The sequence below is a fragment of the Variovorax sp. JS1663 genome (genome assembly GCF_002157355.1).
In the GTDB taxonomy this organism is placed as follows: Bacteria; Pseudomonadota; Gammaproteobacteria; order Burkholderiales; family Burkholderiaceae_C; genus Variovorax.
The window spans coordinates 376441-394111 of sequence record NZ_LYMK01000001.1 but is presented as its reverse complement, the minus strand read 5'-3'; the positions used below and the strand labels follow the sequence as shown (position 1 = coordinate 394111).

Here is a 17671-nt window from a genome sequence, read left to right as displayed (position 1 = left end):
CGGTTCAGATCGGGTGTGTTCGTGAAAGAGCCGTTCCAGAAGGCCCGGCTCACAAGCGCGGCATCGAGCAGCTCGCCGAGGCGCTGCTTGGTGAAGAGTTCCGCGCGGCGATGAGCTACTTCCTGGAAGCCAGCGAGATCCGCGGCGGACACTACCTCTCCCTCAGCTCCCTCGCCAACGTGGACGACGCGCTCGCAGTGCTCGATGCGAGCTACTGGTCGAAAGCGCTCGCGCTCACCGACGTCCTGGACTGCATGCCGCAATGCCGCCGTGATCAGTGGAACAAGGCCATCTCCGATCGCAAGACCGTGCCCTTCACCGAGGAAGCCGTCAGGCCCACGATCGCCGATCTGCTGTCCTCGCGCCACAAGTTCTTCTGCGAGCGCGTGGACGGCATCTTCCGGGGCCTCTCAGGAACGCATGTAACAAACCAGCCGGAGGGCTTCTCGAAGCGGATGATCCTCGACTACGTGCTGCGGGATGGATACCCGAACCACAGCCGCGCGGGCCTCATCAACGATCTGCGCTCCGTGATCGCGACGTTCATGGGCCGCCCCGGCGGCTTGAAGCACTATGAGACGGCTAACCTGCTTCGCCGAATCTCAGAGATGCACGCCTGGGGCGAGTGGCACGACATCGACGGCGGTGCGGTGCGCATCCGCATCTATCGAGGAGTCGGCACCGCGCACCTGGAAATCAATCCGGAGGTCGCATTTCGGCTGAATAACGTGCTGGCGGGCCTGTATCCGATGGCCATCCCGGCCAAGTTCCGCGCGCGCCCGAAGACCAAGTCCAAGACGTTCAAGCTCATGGAGCGACCCCTGCCCTTTGCGGTGTTGCGCCTGCTGGAAGCTGGCGGCGTCGGTCGAAGCGAGGCGGCCGGCACTTGGGAGTTTTCGTTCTCCTATGGCAGCGGCAACGACGAAGGAAAGCACGCTGTACGCGAAGCCGAGCGCGTGCTGGAGAGCATCGGGGGCGTGCCTTCGAAGTACGGCTACACGTTCGATTTCAACCCGAGCGCTGTCCTCAACACCATCCGGATTTCTGGATGCATTCCAGACGCTGCGTCCTTCCAGTTCTATCCCACACCGAGCACCGTAGCCGAAGCCGCATTCGACATGCTCGGCGCCGATCGCCCGCAGGACGCCTACCTGGAGCCGAGCGCCGGCATTGGCGGTCTCGCATGCCTGCTGCCGGCCGATCGGACGACATGCATCGAGATCGCGGGCCTGCGGTGCGACGTGCTGCGCGCGCGCGGATACCAGGCGCACAAGGCGGACTTCATCGAATGGGCAGCAGTTGCGCGCACCGGCGCCACCAGGTGGTCCAAAGTTCTGATGAATCCCCCCTTCGCCGACGGCCGCGCCCTGGCGCACCTGCAAGAGGCTTCGACGTTGGTCGGAGCCGGCGGGAGGATCGTTGCTATCCTGCCGGCTTCCATGTGCGGCAAGGATCTGCTCGAAGGCTGGGTGGGCGAATGGTCCGGCGTGTTCTCGAACGAGTTCGCTGGTACCGGGGTCAGCGTGGCGATCTACGCTGCCACGCGGCCATGAGAGCCAAAGCAGCGCTACTCCTACGAGTTTGCCGAAGATGCGATCGAGGCGTTGGATGAATGGCCTGGGCAGAGCCATCCGGGTGGGCCGCTGACACCGGACTTTGGCTGAGCCAGGCGGGCGCCATTGCTGCCGCGGGCTGGGACAATGCACGATCCTTCCCATGTGCCTGCCACGAAAGCCTAGATGAAGCCCCATGAGCTTTGGCATCCGAATCCGCGCCCTGACGACGACCATGCCCTCCGCGCACCTCCGCTAAAGGCGTCGGGGCGGCCGGCCAGGCCGAGACCCGAAGATCTGACCACCACCGATGCCATCTTGGAGAAATTCAAGGCTGCTCTTCAGATCAAGACCGACTACCGATTGGCCAAGGTCCTGGGGATCAGCAACACATCGGTCACCCACTGGCGAAGCGGTCGAACCCGGCCCGATGATTCTTTGGTCGTCCGCATGGCCCGATTGATGCACAGCGACCCGGCTCCGATCGTGGCCGAGCTCCACGCTGAGCGCGCCAAGGACCCAGAGAGCCGCGAACTGTGGTTGCGAATCGCCGGCCAGCTGCGGGCGACCGCCGCGTGCGACTGCCCTGAATGCCGCGCCAATCCAGTGAGCCCATCAGCGCCAACGAGATCGTCAATCGATGTCCGACCAGTCTGAGGCAACTCCCGGACCAACGCGCCCGGTGCCGCTTGCGGAGCAGGCCGATCTGACGCCCGAAGTCGTTCAGGAAATGTTTCGCGAGCTGCGTGAAAGAGCCGCCCTGCCAAAGAAGCGCATCACCGATGTCATGCAGATGGACTACCACAAGCAGTATCTGCAGTCTGCGCGATGGAGGAAGATAAAGAAGCGTGTGCTCGAGCGCGACAATAGGATCTGCCAGTGCTGTGGAGGTCGCGGCAGCATCGTCCACCACCGCAGCTACGAACGCGACGTGCTGGAGGGCCGGAACGACACCATGCTTGCGACGGTCTGCAACGGGTGCCACGACATCATCCACTACCTGGACGACGGGCAGAAGCGGCCCGAAGAGGAGTGGGATGCCGTCTTTCTACTCGGACAGCACCAGACGGACATACCTGCGATCGGGAAGATCGATCTCCGAAACCTCAAGATCGTCGATCCCCCGAATTTCAAGCGCATGACCGCCGTGCAGATCAGGCTCTATCGGGAGGCTCACCTAAAGGCGATCAGCGACAAGCGCGAGGCGAATCGTCTTGCGGCCGAACGGAAAGCTGCCCGGAAGACTAACGCCGGCAGAACATGAGGCGCCGGTCGCGGCGCGATCGTGAACACGACTTCGGAGGTGCTTCGTCCAATCGCGCTTATCCGCAAGGCCTCGGCCGTTCGGAGTCCGCGACGATCGGCTGCTCGGCAAGCTCATCCAGTTCGCTCCATATCTCGTCGCACAGGCCCGGGCGATAGGCTGCTGCACGGAACGTCGGATGCTCGGAGCGGTAGACCTCGAGGAGGCGTTCGTTCCCGTCGGCGACACAGGCACGCATGTTGGCCAGGCGGTCGCACGGCTTCACGATCAAAGCAAGTCGATTCTGCGTCACCGCCAGCCGGCCATAGGCCTTCACCTTTCGCTCCTTGCGATTGGCCCCCGGTGGGTCGCTCAGCAGATCGACCGCCTCCGTCACCTCGTTGCCAAAGCGCTCGCGAAGCGCGTCGAACGACATGCCGGCGACGTCCTCCTTGATATCGTGCAGGTAGGCGGTGGCCTCTGCATCGTCACCATATGGGCGCGCGAGTCCTGCGACCGCGTCGAGGTGATGAGAGTACCGGTGCGGCCCGTACATCTGCTCCCCGTGCGCCTCCACGGCGAAGGCGCGAGCGGCAACTGCTTTCGTGGGAGTGTTCTGCGTCGTCATTTCGCCATCGCCTACTTCAGACGATTCCTGCAGTGGTCGATCGCTTCACGGAACGTCCGATCAAGATTGGTGGTGGCCAAGGCTATACGCTCACCAGATGGCGTCACGTACTCCAGCGAGCTCACCTTCATCAGCATTTCCATCACGAGGTCATTGGGCATTCCAAAGCCGGCTTCGTACCCGTTGTCGTAAATCGTCTGGGCGGCGTGCCACGTGTAGAAACGGCCATTCAGAAAAACGCCAATCTTGCTGTCATTGAGCCGGGACTGTGATCTCGGGGTCCCGGGCCGCGACCCCGCAAACTCGCCGAATGAGAAGATTGGGTCGCATCGCCGAGCATATTCGAACACGATCAAAACCACTCGGCTTTTGCCCGCTGTGCCCGGCAGGTCAATCTGGGCCAGCGGGCCCGCAGTAGCGTCTCGATTGAGGCGCCAAGCGCCTACTTGAGCGGTAGCGAAGTTGGCAATCATTGCCGCCGTCAAGACGGCCCACGCGGCCAGTTTCCGAGTCTTCATGGCTCCATCCAGTTTGCCGAGACGGGCTTCGCCTTATGGCGCTCTCCCCCGGCTATACCTGATGTTACAGCGTGACAATTGAGGAGGACCCGTTCGGCGCCTTGCGGGATCGATGTCAGATATGCGATCTTGTTTGCAGTGGAACACCGCTGCGAACAACGACCTCAAATGCAACAGTCTGACCTCTTCGAGCCGCTCCTCGCGGCCTACCGCGGCGTCCAGATCCACGACGACGGGATCTCCAACGCAGCGCTCTACAAGGCGCTCAACCTCGACGGCGGCGAACGCAAGCCCGTTGGTCGCGCACGCGAGCGCCACAACCTCGAGCACAGGAAAGTACGCTGGCAGCAACAGACACTTCGGCGCCTCGGCCTTCTAGAGCGAGTACCCGGCCAGAGAGGCCGATGGCGCCTCACGCCGAAGGCGCAGCCGGACGGAGACCTGACGCCAGCCCCTGAGGGCGTCGCCCTAGTGGCCTTCAGCACTGATCTGGGCCTGGCCATCTGGACGCGCACCGAGACGCTCGCAGGCAAGCTCACGGACCAGATCTCCGCGATCATCACCTCGCCGCCCTACCCGCTGCGCGAGGCGCGCGCGTACGGGAACTGTTCGGAGAGGGAGTACATCGACTTCATCTGCGGCGCGCTGGAGCCGCTCCTGAAGAACCTGATCGCCGGGGGCTGCATCGCCCTCAACGTGAGCAACGACATCTTCCTGTCCAAGTCCCCTGCCCGGTCGATGTACGTCGAGAGGCTCACGCTGGCGCTACATGACCGCCTTGGCCTGCAGCTGCTCGAGCGCGCGGTGTGGCACAACCCTTCCAAGCCCCCGGGCCCGACCTACTGGGCGTCGATCAAGCGCCAGCAGCTCAATGTGGGCTACGAGCCGGTGCTGATCTTCTGCAACGACCCGGTGCGTTGCGTCGCCGACAACCGCCGCGTGCTGCAGCCCCATTCGAAGCGCCACGCCCAGCTGCTGGCAGCCGGTGGCGAGGCCCGCACAGCCACGTACGGCGACGGCGCCTACACACTCAGGCCGGGCTCCTTCGGCAAGGTCACCCCAGGGAAGATCCCCAGGAACGTGATCTCCATCCCCCACGTCAGCAGGGAGGTCGAGAAGACCCGCAAGGAGGCAAAGGCGGTCGGCCTCCCGGTGCACGGCGCCCTGATGCCGGTGAAGCTCGCCAAGCTGCTGGTGGAGTTCCTGACCCCCCCTGGCGGGCTGGTGCTCGATCCCTTTGGCGGGTGGTGCTCTACGGCGATGGCCTGCGAGGAGGCCGGCTACCGCTGGATGGCCCTGGAGATGATGGCCGAGTACGCAGCCGGCGGCGGCCTGCGCATGAGCGATCGCCCCGGCTTTCGCGCGTGCTTCGACCTGGAGGGTTGGCAGCCCCCCGCCGCAGCGGGGCGTAACTGATCGCGAAACCGCGCAAATTTTCGCGCTCACGCGGACTGTTTTCCCGCTCGTTCGGCCATCCGTGCCGCTTCTGCGCCAGACTCCGCCTTGGAATGGACGCGAACCGGACCGAAGTGTCCCATCACTGAGCGGCTCGACTGCTCGGCACGCCTCTTTCCACGCTGCAGAAGCGCATCTGTAGCGACGTCGGAAACGACACCCAGATTCATTTTTCGCGACCCCCGGATGTGCAATGGGTCAGGAGGACCATTTCTGTGTCGATGACGATCTATGCGGTCGACGACCATCCAATGCTGCTCGATGCCATCGTCATGGCCATGAAGCGCCTGCGCCCGCACTCGACCATCGTCGAGCTCAGCAGTCTCGCGGCCATCGACGACGCCTTGATCAATCACGGACCGCCCGACCTTGTCTCGATGGACATCAACCTCCCGGACAACGACTCCGACGCGGGTGTTGCCAAGGTCCGGTCCATGTTCCCGAAGGCGCAGATCGCAGTGTTCTCGACTCACCCGTCGAGCAAGATGGAGGAGATCTGCATTGCCTCTGGCGCGGACATCTACATCGAGAAGGCGAGTGGTCGCAATGAGTACGCCGACGCCTTGAAGGCCCTCCTGGCCGTGGGACCCCGCTCGGACGATGGCACCCCATCTGGAGCCCCTGAGTTCAAGCTGTCAAAGCGCCAGCGTCAGCTCGTGCAAATGATGGACCGGGGCCTCACCAATGCGGAAATGGCGACGGCACTCGGCTTGGAAGACGTCAGCGTCAAGGTTCACCTCTGGCGTCTGTACCAGAAGCTTGGCGTGAACAACCGTTCGCGGGCCCTTTTCGTGCTTCGGCCGAACCATCTTCTCGACTGAGTTGGGCCGCGCCCGGCTCCGTGGCAGACGGGGGCATACGGCGCAAACGCGGCGTGAATTGGACTGTCCCGGCGCAAGCTGTAATTTCGCCATGCGCGAAAAAATCAGCAGTATCCTTCCGCCCCATGGCTTCCATCCTTCCTCTGCCGCCCGCCATTGCCTACGGACTGCCTTGGAGAATGGTTTTCCCAACGAATAGAGATCCAGTTCTGCTGGAGCGTTTCGCATACCCGGATTTCGTTTCCAGCCTGACCCCGGAGGAACTCGAGTACTGCGAGACCGTCCTTACAACCCTTCTTTCGAGGATGCTGGCGTCCCAGAAGGTTCCGAGGACGCTCACGCGAGCGCATGTGAATCAAGCCGCTTCCGAGATCGTGCTCGCGGAGCGCTCGCCCCCAGGACTGAAGGTTTCACTGGGCACCACGCGATACGCCCTAGGACCGGCTCTGCCCTGGATCGGAACCAGCGTGAACCGCCTGACGAAGGCGCTGCGGCCAGACCCCGGCACGCGGCAGCCCGAGTACCAGAACCAGTTCACCGATGCGGACTGGGAGACGATCGGATATGAAGGAACGCCGCCGGCGGCCCCACGAGGGCCGAAGCCCGGATCGGCACCTGTCAGACGCCCTGCCAAGTTGGTGCTGACGCCACCGGCCACCAAAGCGGAGCGCCGCAAACGCCAGAACGACGCCATCCGGTTTCGCTCACAGTCGGGCCATACGATCAATGGCGACGACTATCGGCTCGGCTGGCTGCTCTTCGAGGCGCACAAGGTCGTGTCACTGAACCGGCCCGAGATCCGCGATGCGCAGCAGGTCATTGGAAAGTTGTACCGGAGCGTCATCCCTGGCGCATCAAAGCTAGCGAAGATCCTCGAGGCCCAGCTCGATGCGGTGGAGAAAATGGATATCACGCAGGAGATTCGCTGGGTGCTGCGGGAACTCATTGCGAATGCCAGCACGCCTGAGCCGTGGACGGAGGAGAGCCTCCTTTGGGCCTTCGGTGTGTCCGAGGATGGCAAGTTCGATCCGCATTTCTGGTCTGCAGCCGCGCCTCCGAAAACCTTTCAACTGCGCCGCAAGCTCCTGGCGATTGCGACGCCCTTCCTCGCGGCCACCTTCTATTCCCCCGCCTTGGCCGAAATGGCCGACCACCTCACATCGCTGGGCTTCATTGGGGCTCGCCATCTTCAGGCCCGGCTCGCGCCGGTCATCGGCCATTCGAACATCATCGGCGTGGCGAAATTCATGACCGACTTTGCCCTCGTGAAGGTCGGACGCATGGACAACGTCCCGATCGCTGTCGACGGCCCCGACTTCGACCTGTTCTACTGGAACCAGGACGTCAAGCCCTTGACTGTTCTGGAGGTCTGCGAATTCGCTCGAAACCTGACCGCAGCCAGGGGCGCGTTCCGCTTCGAACACATCGCGGATGCTTTCGGCGATGATCGCGAAGGACTTCGCAAAGAAATCCTTCTCCGCGAGATCCTGAACGAGTGGAGCGCAGTCCAATGGCTGGCCCAACCAGGCTATGGCGTCGTCATCGGTGCGAGCCCCATCGTAGGCGTTGTTGAGCATATGCTCCACGCGGCCTGGCCTCGCCCCTTGCCCATCGAGAACGTTTCCCAGGCCCTGCTCGCGCTGAGAGCCCCGCCCAGGGGAATGACCGCGGCACGTGAAAAGCTCAAGGAACCCATGTCAGGGTTCGTTGAGGACGAGGTGCTTCTTGAGGCCCTGGTTGCCTCGGGCAGGATGCGTCGGGTTGGCCACGGGTCGGTCGCACTCAAGCACAAGCCTGAATCCAACTACTGGGAATGGCAACGTCCGGTGGAACGGGACCTCATCGACTATCTACGGTCGGTCGGCGGCGCGGCTACGAACCGGTCGATCTACCAGCACTTCGAGGCAGACAAGTCCGTGGAGCCCCAAGCGCTGGCGGAGGCTATGAAGACCTATCCCTATCTCCACGCCCCAACGAAGGGATCGACGGCTTTGTGGCCTTGGGCGATGTGAGGGACGGAGAATTGACGAATGAATCGGCCAACGAAAATCTGAAGAACGCTCAGTTTCTTCATCTTGATCGCAAGATCTATGACGGGTGGCTGCTGGGCGACGGGGTCGGGGCATTCGAGGGGGGCTGGTGGATCGCGGTCCAAGATCTGAAGACCGTGTTTCAGTTTTACCCGAACCAGGTGATAACTCCCCAAAGCACCGGACTGCCGCTCGTGTGCGGCTACGACTTCAAACGGACCTACGATCAACTGCGCGACGATGACGTCGCCATGCAGTTCTTTGCTGATGCCCGCGATCCCAGCCAGCTCGTCGGCCTAGTGAGAACGTTCGACATTCTCTCTACCTGAAGGCGAATCGAGTCGTTCGCAGTAACTCTCGAGCACGAAGTCAGTTCCCGCTAGGTAGAGTTGCGAAAAGCCGGCGGCACTCTTCGATCCGCGGGGGACTCTACTGAGGAATGCTCGAAAATCACCTCATGGAAGAGCGCTACTACCTCAACGTCCCCTTCAAGGAGAAAGACGCCGCGAAGGCATTGGGCGCCCGCTATGACCCCGAGAGCCGACGTTGGTGGGTTCGGCCCGACATAGATCTGTCGGCCTTCGCGAAATGGGACCAGCTGGCGAGCACCACCGGTGCGCCTGCGGTACCAGCACGATCAGCCCCAGCGGCCAGCGCCCCGGACCTCTTCGCCTCGCGCGAGCTCGCCGCCCCCGCCGGTAGCGAGGTCACAGCGCCGGCCAAGGGCATCCCTTTGTCGCGTCTCCTGGGAGGCGATCGCACAGGCTTTCAAGGGCGGCGTCTGGACGATGGTCGAAGTCGTGAACGCGAAGCTCGGCAGTGGCCACGTCTACCTCGAAGTGTCGGAGCGGGACAAGGCTGGCCAGGTGCTCGCAAAGGCGCACGCCATGATCTGGGCAAACGTCGCTAGCAAGATCCTGCCCGAGTTCGAGCGCGCCACCGGCGCCTCGATCGCCGCGGGCATCAAGCTGCTCGTTCGCGCCAGGCCAACCTTCAAGGCCCAGTACGGCTTCAGCGTCGAGATCGATGCCATCGACTCGGAGTACACGCTGGGCGATCTGCAAGCCCGCAAGAGGGAGATCCGAGCTCGCCTGCAGCGCGAGGGCGTCTTCGAGCAGAACAAGCAGGTGCCACCCCCGTGGGACTTCACCTCGGTGCTGGTCGTGGCGCCGCACGAGGCGGCCGGCCTGGGCGACTTCCGCAAGGAATCCGACCGCCTGGAGCAGTTCGGCATCTGCCGCTTCACCTACGTGCACAGCCGCTTCCAGGGCGAAGGTGCGGCCCGCGAGATCGTCGCGGCGCTCTCGGCCGCGCTGGACGAATGCGCAGCGGATGATGACCTGCCCGATGCGATCGCCATCATCCGGGGCGGCGGCGCGGTGAACGATCTTGCATGGCTCGACAACTACGACCTGGCAAGATTTATCTGCGATCAGCCCCTCCCGGTCCTGACCGGCATCGGGCACGAACGCGACAGCACCATCCTCGACGAGGTCGCATTCGCGAAGTTCGACACGCCCAGCAAGGTGATCGGCGCGATCGAGAAGCTCATCGCCCGCCGGGCGCGCGAGGCCAAGGCCGCCTCCGAGGCGATCATGAGCGCGGCGGCGCGCTCGGCGCGCGAGATGCGGAGGGCCATTGAGCGCGCCCACGGCCAGGTGGCGGCGGACGCTACCGCCAGCGTGGCGCGCGTGCGCCAGAAGAGCCGGGACGCAATTAATGCGATCGGTTTAGCGGCCGTGCGGGACGTGCACCAGGCCGGCCGGGCCAGCCTGAGGCTGATGACCCAGGTGCGCGAGGACGCCGCGGCCCAGGTGGCCACCGCGCGCCAGCTCGTGCCGAAGCACATGGCCGAGGTACAGGCTCGCGCCACCTCCGGCCTGCCGGAAGCCCGCAGCAGCTCGCGGCTCGCGCTCAACACCGTCCTCGACCGGGCCAGCGCCGGCGCGCGAGCTGCGCGGCGCCAGGCGGACACCCAGTTCGCGGTGATGGGCGAGCGGGCCACGACCACGCTGAGCCGCGTGCGCGAGAACTCGGAAGCGCTGATGCGCGAGATCACCGGGCAAGGCCCCGAGAAGACCCTCAATCGGGGTTTCGCCATCGTCCGCGACGCAGCGGGCCAGCCCATCACCAGCCTGGCGCAGGCCGCGCCAGACCAGCCCATTGAGATCCAGTTCCGGGACGGCACCATGGCTGCGAGTTCCGGCAAGCCGAAGTGAAGGACATCAAGCATGGAACAGCAGACCTTTCGCGCCGCGTACGACGTGCTCCAGAAGCACGCGGAGACATTACGCGAGCAGAAAGAACCCAACATTGACGATCTGCTCAAGATCGTGACCGAATCCGTCGCTGCCTACAAGGTCTGCACGAAGCGGATCGACGCGGTGGAGGAAGCCCTCAAGGCTGCGCTTGAGGGGGCCGGCGTCGACGGTACCGGCCCCGCCGTGTGAAGGGAGCGGCGCGGCCGCAAGCGGCCGCCGGCCGCGTACGAGCGAATGATCAGCGACGGGTGAGGCGCCGAAAGGCCGCCACGTAGCTCCCAGCGAGGCGGCGGCTTGGTCGCGTCTGCTGGAAGCTCGCCATCGTCGCTTGCCAGCAAGGCAAGAGAGGAAGCTGCTGCTGCTTACCTTCGTCTTAGTGCGTGGAACGCGCACGAGAAAATATCGCACTTTTTCGATTCGCATCTGTCTACTATCGCGGCATGAATTTCCGCGATGACTTCTTCCGCCGCCGTCCAATCCTTTCCGAATCGCAGATCGCCGACCTCCTTGAACGGGTCTGCCCATCCCCCGCAAAGACCGGAGCCGTCCGCACGAAATCGCAGATGTGGCTGTGTCTGCCGAACAATGGCAAGTGGCGTCAGGGCGCTTTCGGCGACATCGACGCGACGCCGGAGCTGATGGGCCTGCTCGGCCGCGAAACGATCTACCAGGTGGTCGGAAACGACACTGCCGACCGTCACTACTACGTCGAGCTCGTCGAGCGCGTCGACGGCGTCCATGACCTGTACCTGAAGTACCAGCACATCATCGGCTCGCGCCTGCTGGGCGGTGTCTCCGGCGCCCAGATCCAGACGCTGCGCGCCCGCTTCGAGGGTCGTCTGCCCTTGGCCGAATTCAAGGCCGGCCCGATCGTCGCGCACGTACGCGTGGTCCCGGAGGTTGGCGCAGGGAATGCCCGAATCGGCTCGCTCCTGAGCCAGATCCAGTCGGCTGTACTGCCTGAAGCCCAACCCATGCCGGCGGCGACCCTGGCCGCACAGCCGGTTGCTCCGGAGACCAAACCTAGCGTTGTCGCCAGTGCGCCGGCCGCGCCCGTGCCTGCACCTACCCCTGCTCCCGCGCCCACGCTGGACGGGGCTGCAGTGCCTGACGCTGCTGGTTCACGCGGTCGTCGCATCTACGACGACGTGCTGAACGTCCTGCGCGCCGGACGCACCGAGGACAACAAGTTCTTCCTCGGCCCGGAACGTCTCGACCCCAAGCTCTACAAGCGCGTCAACGTCGTGCTGAAGGACCTGGGCGGCGCGTGGAAGGGCGGCAAGACGCAGGCCCATGTGTTCGAAGGCGCTGCCGACGAAGCACTGGCCGCTGTCATCGCCTCGGGCGAGTACCTCACTGCCAAGGATTTCGGCTTCTTCCCGACGCCTGGCGCGCTGGCTGACCGGGCGGTCGCCATGGCGGGCTTGGCGCCTGGGATGAAGGTGCTCGAGCCGAGTGCAGGCGACGGGAGCCTCGCGCTACGCGCCGCGGCAATTGTGGGAGCGCAGAACGTCACAGCCTGTGAGTTCCTGGACCGCAACGTGGCGAAGCTCAAGGCAGCCGGCCTGACAGACGTGATTCACGGCGACTTCCTCGCCACTGAGCCTGCGCCCATCTACGACGCCGTCGTCATGAATCCACCCTTCGGAAATCTCCAGGACGTCAAGCACGTCGAGCATGCAGCGCGATTTTTGAAGCCCGACGGCGTGTTGATCGCCATCACGAGCCCGAGCTTCCAGCATCGCAACACGTCTGCCGCCGCGGCATTCCGCGACTTCGCGACCGCGAGCCAGGCCGAGGTGGTGGACCTCCCGGCAGGCACCTTCCGCGAATCCGGTACCGAAGTCGCCACGGTACTACTGAAGCTGGACGCCTGCAACTTCCCGTGGCACATCGCCCCCGATCTCGACGAGGAAGAAGCCGAGGAATCGGAAGAGCTGGCCGAAGCGCCACGGGGATGACACAGTTGCTCACCGACCTGGTCGCTCGCGACCTCCTGACCGCCGCCCTCGCGCGCCTGGTTGCGCCGGACACAGCGGCCACGATCCTTGGGATGCAGGTCGCCTGCCGCCCTGACGGCGGCGAGATGGTGGTCCGCGACCCTGACGGACACGTGCTGGCACACCTCTCCATCCCGGGCTTCATCCGCGCCGACGCGGACGCCGCGCTCGCCTCACCCGACGAGTCCAGCAGCGCTCCTGCGATGCGCGGTTGATCGCCCTCCCCCTTTGAGTACCCACAGCCGCAACATGAACGCCGCTCTCCAAACAAACGCCGCCTACTACGCACGTCTGCTCGCCACCGTTCAGCACAACGGCTTCCTGCTGCGCACCATCAACCGCCGGGAATGGACCGAGGAGCTGATGCTCGCGGCGGTCCGCAGCGAAGGCCGCGCTCTGCAACTCATCCCCGATCCGAGCCAGGCCGTCATCCGCGCGGCAGTTGAGCAAGACGGCGATGCCCTCCGGTACGTGGTCGAGCAGACGGACGAGATCTGTGCGGTTGCATGCCGGCAGTGGCTCAGTGCGCTCCACCACATCGCCGACGACGACATGCGCGAGCGCGTCATCGAAGAGCTGATCGAGGAGGGCGTCCTTTCCAACCATCCGTTCAACGAAGCCGCCAACGCCCCCGCATACGCCGGCTGACCCTCCCAGGAAAGAGCACATGACCTGCCTCATTGCGGCCGCCTCGTCGGCTCCTCAGCCCTCCACGGCTGTCTCCCTCATGGCCATCGAGTACGTCACGCGCGACCTCTTCAAGGGCAAGTCGCTGCGAACGGCCGCCAAGACCTTCTGCACGAAGTTCAACGGTCAGGACAACATGTTCCTCGGGCGCGTGAACCACTCGGTAGAGGAAGTCATGCAGGCCGTCCTCGAAGACAAGGCCAAGCTCGCGATCGCCGGTGCGGCGCGGATGAAGCCCGGCAACGCCGAGATCGCCATCCAGGGCACGGCCAAGCAGTTCAACCTCACCCCCGCCGAGCTGGGGCGCGAGGTGGCGGCCATCGTCGCCCGTTCGGCTTCGATGGAGCTCGTCGAAAGCCGCGACCCGCTTGCCCTCGCGGTGGGCCTGTTGAATGCCGCGCACCCGGCGGCGCGCAAGTCGCTACCCGACGAAACCGAACAGGACGCCGCCCCGGCGCCGCGCGCATGACCTGGCTCGCTCATTGCAACTTCAGCGTCCCGCTTCGCGAAGGCGTCACTCGTGCGGACATCGAGGCAGCGATCCGGCCGCTGACCGACTACTTCAAGATCACCGTCGCACCCGGAGACGCTTCCTGGAAGAGCACATGGGTGATGATGCCTTCCGAGCGTGAGCTTTCGATTCGCTTCGATGGAAATGTCTCCGAGGACTTCTCTAGGCGCGTCCTCGAACCGACTCTCAGCGGGCTCGAGCCCCTCGCCGCAAGCCCAGTGGCGATCGCCGTCTTCGATCTGGACCATCGCGTCTACAGCACGCTCACGCCCGCTGTGCCACGGCTCAGCAAGACGCTGGGCGCCACTGCGGTGCTGCCGCAGCTGCAGCCTGTCCACGAGCTGATCGACGCGGCGCTCCAAGCCGCCAGACAGCTTCCCGGCGGTCCGATTCGCGCCCGCCTTCTGAAGGCCGTCTCCGAATTCGCCGACCTCCGCACCACCCAAGGCTGGGCGGTGGCCGACGTGATGGAGCACGCCCAGAACCTCGACCCCGCTCCCACTGTGACCCAGGCAGCGGCCCGGTCGATCCTGTTCAGGATGGACGAACTCACCGAGACGACCGACTTCGAGGCTGCGCTCTTCAGCCGCTGTGTGGCCGAGGGCCTGATCGCCGAGGACCCGAGCATGCCCGACGAGGAAGAGTGGGAAGCGGTCCGCGAAGCGTTCGGCCTGGACGGATCCTTCCGCTACAGCGATGAGCAGGTGCGCGAATACACCCAGATGCACCGGGCCGGGCCAGACGACTCCGCGCGCGATGGCGAGCGGCAATGTGCCAGGTGAGGTTGCAGCTATGACCAGCCGGATCAATCCCTCCATCTCCACCATCCTCGCAGCGCTTGAAGGCGCGACTTATGCGAGGCGCTACCTCGTCTTCGGTTCCGTGGCCCGTCAGGAACAGGAGCCCAAGGACCTTGACCTGGCGGTCGACCTTCGGGAGCGCAGGTTCACCGGAGAGATTCCAGCCGAAGCTCGCGGACTGCTGGCGCTCGCGCGCCGCCACTACGGGCATTTTGACCCCTTTCTGATGTTCAGCGACGCACTGCTGGTGCGCGACGCCGAGGCAACTTCATGGGTGCGTGCGAAACACGCCAGGGCGCTGCGCTCCGACGTCCTCAGCCAGGGCGTCTCGCTCGGTGTAGTCCTGGAGCGGCTGCAGGCGGACGCCGCTGCAATCGGCACCACCGTCCTGGAAGAGCCGCCCGCGGAGGTTCCGCGATGAGCAACCGCCCCACCCCGCCCGCACTCGTCTTCCATGGCACTGGCGCGACCTTCGACTCGTTCGCCCCCAATGAGCGCGGGATCTTCTTCGCAGAGCAGTACAACGCAGCAGCGTCGTACCAGCGCATCCGCAGGGAATCCGAGCCGCGCGTCATTGCCGCAAGCCTGGACATCAGCAACCCCTGGACCATGGTCCGCTACGGTCTCGACGTTCCGTACAGCCAGCACCTCGACCAGTCTGCCGCGGCACTCAAGGCCCGGGGCTTCGACGGGATCTACATGCCCAAAGAGCGGGTCTGGGTCGCCTTCGAACCCGAGCAGATCTGCATCATTGAGCATGCCGTTTCTCCGACCTGCTTTGTCGAGCATCTGCAGGCCGCAAATGACCAGGCCGAGGCCGGCTGGTACTTCGAGGAAGGCGGCTGCTGGGGCATGACCCTGGCGCTGCGCACGGCGCTGGGCCCGGGCAGCGAGATCGTAGTGCGAGACGACTTCGTTCATGCCTACGTGCGCGCCGGAGGCCGCACCTTCGACTGGCAAGGCGAGGCCGACTTCGCCGGCGGCCGCCTGGTCACTCGCGACCAACTCACCAAGGAAGCCCTTGCCAACGGTTGCTCACAGGAGCAGCTCGACGCCGACACCGCCTGGGCCGATCAAGTGATCGAACGTGCCCGCGAGATCGCTCTTCTCGAACAGAACACCCTCAACCACAACGACGCAGAGCGTCCACGACCATAGAGATCAAGCAGATGAACTGGAATGCCCGATCCGAAATCACGATCCCAGTCCGCCCAGGCGTCACCTGGGGCCAGGTAGCCGAGGCGGTGCAAGCGATCACCGAGCTGGCAGGCGTGCCGCTGTCGCCCTTTAAGGAACAGAAGGCGCCGAGCTACGCAGCGTGGGGCAATGACCGAGAGCTCGTCGTTCGCATCGATCGCGAAGCCGATGAGACCTTCATCGCGACGTTCGTCGAACCGCTGGCGGTGCGCCTGAACGAGATCGCTGCCGAGCCATTCGAGATCGCGGTCCACGACTACATCTCCAGCTGGAATAACGGCGTCGTCTTCAAGGCGAGCGGTGGCCCCTCGAAACCGCTGTCGATCGATCTGCCATACGCGCCGGCCGAAACGGCTGATGCCCCGCGCGGCTGAGGAGGAGGAACATGGGATACGACGCACGCATCAGCTTCGAAGTCACGATCCGCGAGGGTGTAACCAGGGAAGCGGTCGAGGCTGCGCTCAAGCCTCTGCTGGACGACTCGAAGTTCGACCTTCTCGACCACGACGACCCGTTGGAGGAGAGGTTGGCAGCACTGGTCGACGGCATCCTGATCGTCCGCGCAGACATCAGCGCGGGCTACAACTTCCACGATCACGTCTTCCTTCCTGTCGTCGAAGCCGTCGGCGAACTTGCAGATGACGCGTTCGAAGCCACGCTGGAGAATCAGGACACAGGCGATGCAGAGGAGCGCTACACGACCGTCATTGCCGGTCCTGCTCACCTCATTCCTGAATACAAGACACGGACGGCGCGCTGGGGCCTTCGGGTCGAGGACATCGCCCTGCCCCTGAGCTCCCGCGGCTGGCCGCTGGAGAACATCGCCACGCGCGAGTGCATGACGATCGCAGCCTTCCCGAAGGATGGCCACCACACGGACGCTGTCTCCCGCGTGTCCGTCGACTTGGTCGGCCTGGACCTGGACGATGCACGTCGCGATCGCATCGGGCGCCTGGCAGTGCTGCTCGCGCGCGAGATCGCCGGCGAGGAGCTGATCCTGCACCCCCGCCCGGGCTATGGCGCGGCGGAACGCGTGCTGGACGCCGCTGGCGACGCCCTGCGCGCGGTGAACGACTACGACGCCGGCCTGAACGCCGGCACGGGCAGGCCGCCGGAGGCCGCCGACTACCAGGTGCTTCTCGACCTCGTGAAGTCCGGGCTCGGTCGCGTGCGTGAGGAGGCGGTGGCGCGCTCGAATGCGGTCGTGGCGATCGAATCCGACACCGAACAAGCTAGCGCCCCGAGGGGCTGAAGGAGAAAGAGAGATGGGATTTAACGCATATGCGCGGGTCGAGGCAAGCCTGCGCCCCGAGGTCACTCGCGCGCAGGTGGAAGCCGCGTGCCGTGACTTCCTCGACTGGCGCGGCTACGACTTGCTCCACGACGACTTCCATCTGCACGAAACGGGCGTCGCCTACGATGTGGCCACCCAGTGCTTCACGCTGCAGATCACGAGCGAATGCCCGCACGGCTTCGCCGTCGAGACCTTCCAGCCGCTGGTGCTGGCCGTTGGGGAACTCGCTGCCGAGCCGTTCGCCGCCACGCTCGTCGACGAGGACACCAGCAACGAGGACTCCCGCGAGTTCGTGGTGCTCGCCGGGCCCGCAGACCAGATCGGCGAGTTCCGCTTCCAACGAGCTCGATGCGCGATCGAGGAGCAGCTCAAGGATGTCGATCTGCCACCAGACACACCAGGCGCCTCAGTCGCGGAACTGGCGGTGCAGGACACGATGACGTTCTCGACGATGGCTCCGGGCGAGGTCGAGCCTGCAGAGGTGGCTCGGGTAGCCTTGGATCTCACCGGCCTCGACTTCGTCGCGGCCCGCCGCGACCGAATCGCCCGGCTGGCGGTTGCGCTGGCTCGCGAGATCGCAGGGGAGGAGCTTCGTCTCTCGGCTCGGCCAGGTGCTCCTGCCCCAAACTGGGCCGACGAGGAATCCGAGCAGCGCTCTGCTCCCCGCGGCTGA

The 17671-nt window shown here is 64.7% G+C and carries 21 protein-coding genes and 1 pseudogene; 20 read left to right on the top strand and 2 right to left on the bottom strand.

Translation table 11 applies throughout. From position 1 onward, the window contains the following. The first annotated feature begins 110 nt into the window (after positions 1-110). The 3 genes from A8M77_RS02175 (at position 111) to A8M77_RS02170 (ending at position 2817) form a co-directional block, all read left to right on the top strand. A complete protein-coding gene (locus tag A8M77_RS02175; RefSeq protein ID WP_086919888.1) occupies positions 111-1553 on the top strand; it encodes a DUF4942 domain-containing protein in 1443 nt (480 codons plus the stop codon). A 186-nt stretch (positions 1554-1739) separates the two neighbouring features. Next, entirely contained in the window at positions 1740-2210 is a 471-nt protein-coding gene (locus A8M77_RS35040; RefSeq protein WP_143694530.1) for a helix-turn-helix domain-containing protein, read from the top strand. Beyond that, a complete protein-coding gene (locus A8M77_RS02170) occupies positions 2194-2817 on the top strand; it encodes an HNH endonuclease (RefSeq protein WP_143694529.1) in 624 nt (207 codons plus the stop codon). Before A8M77_RS35040 ends, A8M77_RS02170 begins: the two co-directional genes overlap by 17 nt. Positions 2818-2875: 58 nt before the next feature. Here A8M77_RS02170 and A8M77_RS02165 read toward each other — a convergent pair whose 3' ends face one another. Together A8M77_RS02165 and A8M77_RS02160 are read right to left on the bottom strand one after the other, a co-directional pair. Then, positions 2876-3424 carry an HD domain-containing protein gene (locus tag A8M77_RS02165; protein ID WP_086919886.1) on the bottom strand — a complete coding sequence of 183 codons (549 nt, stop codon included), beginning with the start codon at positions 3422-3424 and terminating at the stop codon, positions 2876-2878. An 11-nt stretch (positions 3425-3435) separates the two neighbouring features. Further along, positions 3436-3942: a hypothetical protein gene (locus A8M77_RS02160; protein ID WP_086919885.1), complete on the bottom strand. Its 507-nt coding sequence runs from the start codon at positions 3940-3942 to the stop codon at positions 3436-3438. A gap of 168 nt (positions 3943-4110) precedes the next feature. Here A8M77_RS02160 and A8M77_RS02155 point away from each other — a divergent pair, with 168 nt between their 5' ends. From A8M77_RS02155 to A8M77_RS02080, 17 genes and pseudogenes are all read left to right on the top strand, one after another. Then, positions 4111-5358, top strand: a complete 1248-nt coding sequence (locus A8M77_RS02155) for a site-specific DNA-methyltransferase (protein ID WP_086919884.1) — start codon at positions 4111-4113, stop codon at positions 5356-5358. A gap of 260 nt (positions 5359-5618) precedes the next feature. Then, positions 5619-6218 carry a response regulator transcription factor gene (locus A8M77_RS02150; RefSeq protein WP_086919883.1) on the top strand — a complete coding sequence of 200 codons (600 nt, stop codon included), beginning with the start codon at positions 5619-5621 and terminating at the stop codon, positions 6216-6218. A 467-nt stretch (positions 6219-6685) separates the two neighbouring features. Continuing rightward, entirely contained in the window at positions 6686-8230 is a 1545-nt protein-coding gene (locus A8M77_RS02145; protein ID WP_143694528.1) for a hypothetical protein, read from the top strand. 11 nt (positions 8231-8241) lie between these two features. Further along, on the top strand, positions 8242-8577 hold the full coding sequence (locus A8M77_RS02140) for a hypothetical protein (protein WP_086919881.1): 336 nt from the start codon (positions 8242-8244) through the stop codon (positions 8575-8577). A 110-nt stretch (positions 8578-8687) separates the two neighbouring features. Beyond that, positions 8688-8780, top strand: a pseudogene (locus tag A8M77_RS36715) (DUF5710 domain-containing protein); the annotation flags it as partial. Between the two features lie 256 nt (positions 8781-9036). Further along, entirely contained in the window at positions 9037-10467 is a 1431-nt protein-coding gene (gene xseA, locus A8M77_RS02135; protein WP_238136672.1) for an exodeoxyribonuclease VII large subunit, read from the top strand. Between the two features lie 12 nt (positions 10468-10479). Next, entirely contained in the window at positions 10480-10698 is a 219-nt protein-coding gene (gene xseB, locus A8M77_RS02130) for an exodeoxyribonuclease VII small subunit (protein WP_086919880.1), read from the top strand. A gap of 251 nt (positions 10699-10949) precedes the next feature. Beyond that, a complete protein-coding gene (locus A8M77_RS02125) occupies positions 10950-12470 on the top strand; it encodes a methyltransferase (RefSeq protein WP_086919879.1) in 1521 nt (506 codons plus the stop codon). After that, the gene (locus A8M77_RS02120) at positions 12467-12724 is read left to right on the top strand and encodes a hypothetical protein (protein WP_086919878.1); all 258 of its coding nucleotides are present in this window, start codon (positions 12467-12469) and stop codon (positions 12722-12724) included. The genes A8M77_RS02125 and A8M77_RS02120 overlap by 4 nt, the downstream gene beginning before the upstream one ends. 34 nt (positions 12725-12758) lie before the next feature. Further along, positions 12759-13157, top strand: a complete 399-nt coding sequence (locus A8M77_RS02115) for a DUF4116 domain-containing protein (RefSeq protein ID WP_086919877.1) — start codon at positions 12759-12761, stop codon at positions 13155-13157. A 79-nt stretch (positions 13158-13236) separates the two neighbouring features. Further along, positions 13237-13665, top strand: a complete 429-nt coding sequence (locus tag A8M77_RS02110; RefSeq protein WP_143694527.1) for a hypothetical protein — start codon at positions 13237-13239, stop codon at positions 13663-13665. After that, positions 13662-14489, top strand: a complete 828-nt coding sequence (locus A8M77_RS02105; protein ID WP_086919875.1) for a hypothetical protein — start codon at positions 13662-13664, stop codon at positions 14487-14489. The genes A8M77_RS02110 and A8M77_RS02105 overlap by 4 nt, the downstream gene beginning before the upstream one ends. A 10-nt stretch (positions 14490-14499) precedes the next feature. Next, positions 14500-14928: a hypothetical protein gene (locus A8M77_RS02100; protein WP_086919874.1), complete on the top strand. Its 429-nt coding sequence runs from the start codon at positions 14500-14502 to the stop codon at positions 14926-14928. Continuing rightward, the gene (locus A8M77_RS02095; RefSeq protein ID WP_086919873.1) at positions 14925-15665 is read left to right on the top strand and encodes an ADP-ribosyltransferase-containing protein; all 741 of its coding nucleotides are present in this window, start codon (positions 14925-14927) and stop codon (positions 15663-15665) included. Before A8M77_RS02100 ends, A8M77_RS02095 begins: the two co-directional genes overlap by 4 nt. Before the next feature lie 11 nt (positions 15666-15676). After that, complete coding sequence (locus tag A8M77_RS02090) at positions 15677-16078, top strand: hypothetical protein (protein WP_086919872.1); 402 nt, start codon at positions 15677-15679, stop codon at positions 16076-16078. Positions 16079-16089: 11 nt separating this feature from the next. Continuing rightward, positions 16090-16956 carry a hypothetical protein gene (locus tag A8M77_RS02085; protein WP_086919871.1) on the top strand — a complete coding sequence of 289 codons (867 nt, stop codon included), beginning with the start codon at positions 16090-16092 and terminating at the stop codon, positions 16954-16956. A 13-nt stretch (positions 16957-16969) separates the two neighbouring features. Next, the gene (locus A8M77_RS02080; RefSeq protein WP_086919870.1) at positions 16970-17671 is read left to right on the top strand and encodes a hypothetical protein; all 702 of its coding nucleotides are present in this window, start codon (positions 16970-16972) and stop codon (positions 17669-17671) included.

Coding starts and splice junctions, on each gene's coding strand:
- A8M77_RS02175 (WP_086919888.1), top strand. CDS start 111: ATGAGCTACTTCCTGGAAGCCAGCGAGATCCGCGGCGGACACTACCTC.
- A8M77_RS35040 (WP_143694530.1), top strand. CDS start 1,740: ATGAAGCCCCATGAGCTTTGGCATCCGAATCCGCGCCCTGACGACGAC.
- A8M77_RS02170 (WP_143694529.1), top strand. CDS start 2,194: ATGTCCGACCAGTCTGAGGCAACTCCCGGACCAACGCGCCCGGTGCCG.
- A8M77_RS02165 (WP_086919886.1), bottom strand. CDS start 3,424: ATGACGACGCAGAACACTCCCACGAAAGCAGTTGCCGCTCGCGCCTTC.
- A8M77_RS02160 (WP_086919885.1), bottom strand. CDS start 3,942: ATGAAGACTCGGAAACTGGCCGCGTGGGCCGTCTTGACGGCGGCAATG.
- A8M77_RS02155 (WP_086919884.1), top strand. CDS start 4,111: ATGCAACAGTCTGACCTCTTCGAGCCGCTCCTCGCGGCCTACCGCGGC.
- A8M77_RS02150 (WP_086919883.1), top strand. CDS start 5,619: ATGACGATCTATGCGGTCGACGACCATCCAATGCTGCTCGATGCCATC.
- xseA (WP_238136672.1), top strand. CDS start 9,037: ATGGTCGAAGTCGTGAACGCGAAGCTCGGCAGTGGCCACGTCTACCTC.
- xseB (WP_086919880.1), top strand. CDS start 10,480: ATGGAACAGCAGACCTTTCGCGCCGCGTACGACGTGCTCCAGAAGCAC.
- A8M77_RS02125 (WP_086919879.1), top strand. CDS start 10,950: ATGAATTTCCGCGATGACTTCTTCCGCCGCCGTCCAATCCTTTCCGAA.
- A8M77_RS02120 (WP_086919878.1), top strand. CDS start 12,467: ATGACACAGTTGCTCACCGACCTGGTCGCTCGCGACCTCCTGACCGCC.
- A8M77_RS02115 (WP_086919877.1), top strand. CDS start 12,759: ATGAACGCCGCTCTCCAAACAAACGCCGCCTACTACGCACGTCTGCTC.
- A8M77_RS02110 (WP_143694527.1), top strand. CDS start 13,237: ATGGCCATCGAGTACGTCACGCGCGACCTCTTCAAGGGCAAGTCGCTG.
- A8M77_RS02105 (WP_086919875.1), top strand. CDS start 13,662: ATGACCTGGCTCGCTCATTGCAACTTCAGCGTCCCGCTTCGCGAAGGC.
- A8M77_RS02100 (WP_086919874.1), top strand. CDS start 14,500: ATGACCAGCCGGATCAATCCCTCCATCTCCACCATCCTCGCAGCGCTT.
- A8M77_RS02095 (WP_086919873.1), top strand. CDS start 14,925: ATGAGCAACCGCCCCACCCCGCCCGCACTCGTCTTCCATGGCACTGGC.
- A8M77_RS02090 (WP_086919872.1), top strand. CDS start 15,677: ATGAACTGGAATGCCCGATCCGAAATCACGATCCCAGTCCGCCCAGGC.
- A8M77_RS02085 (WP_086919871.1), top strand. CDS start 16,090: ATGGGATACGACGCACGCATCAGCTTCGAAGTCACGATCCGCGAGGGT.
- A8M77_RS02080 (WP_086919870.1), top strand. CDS start 16,970: ATGGGATTTAACGCATATGCGCGGGTCGAGGCAAGCCTGCGCCCCGAG.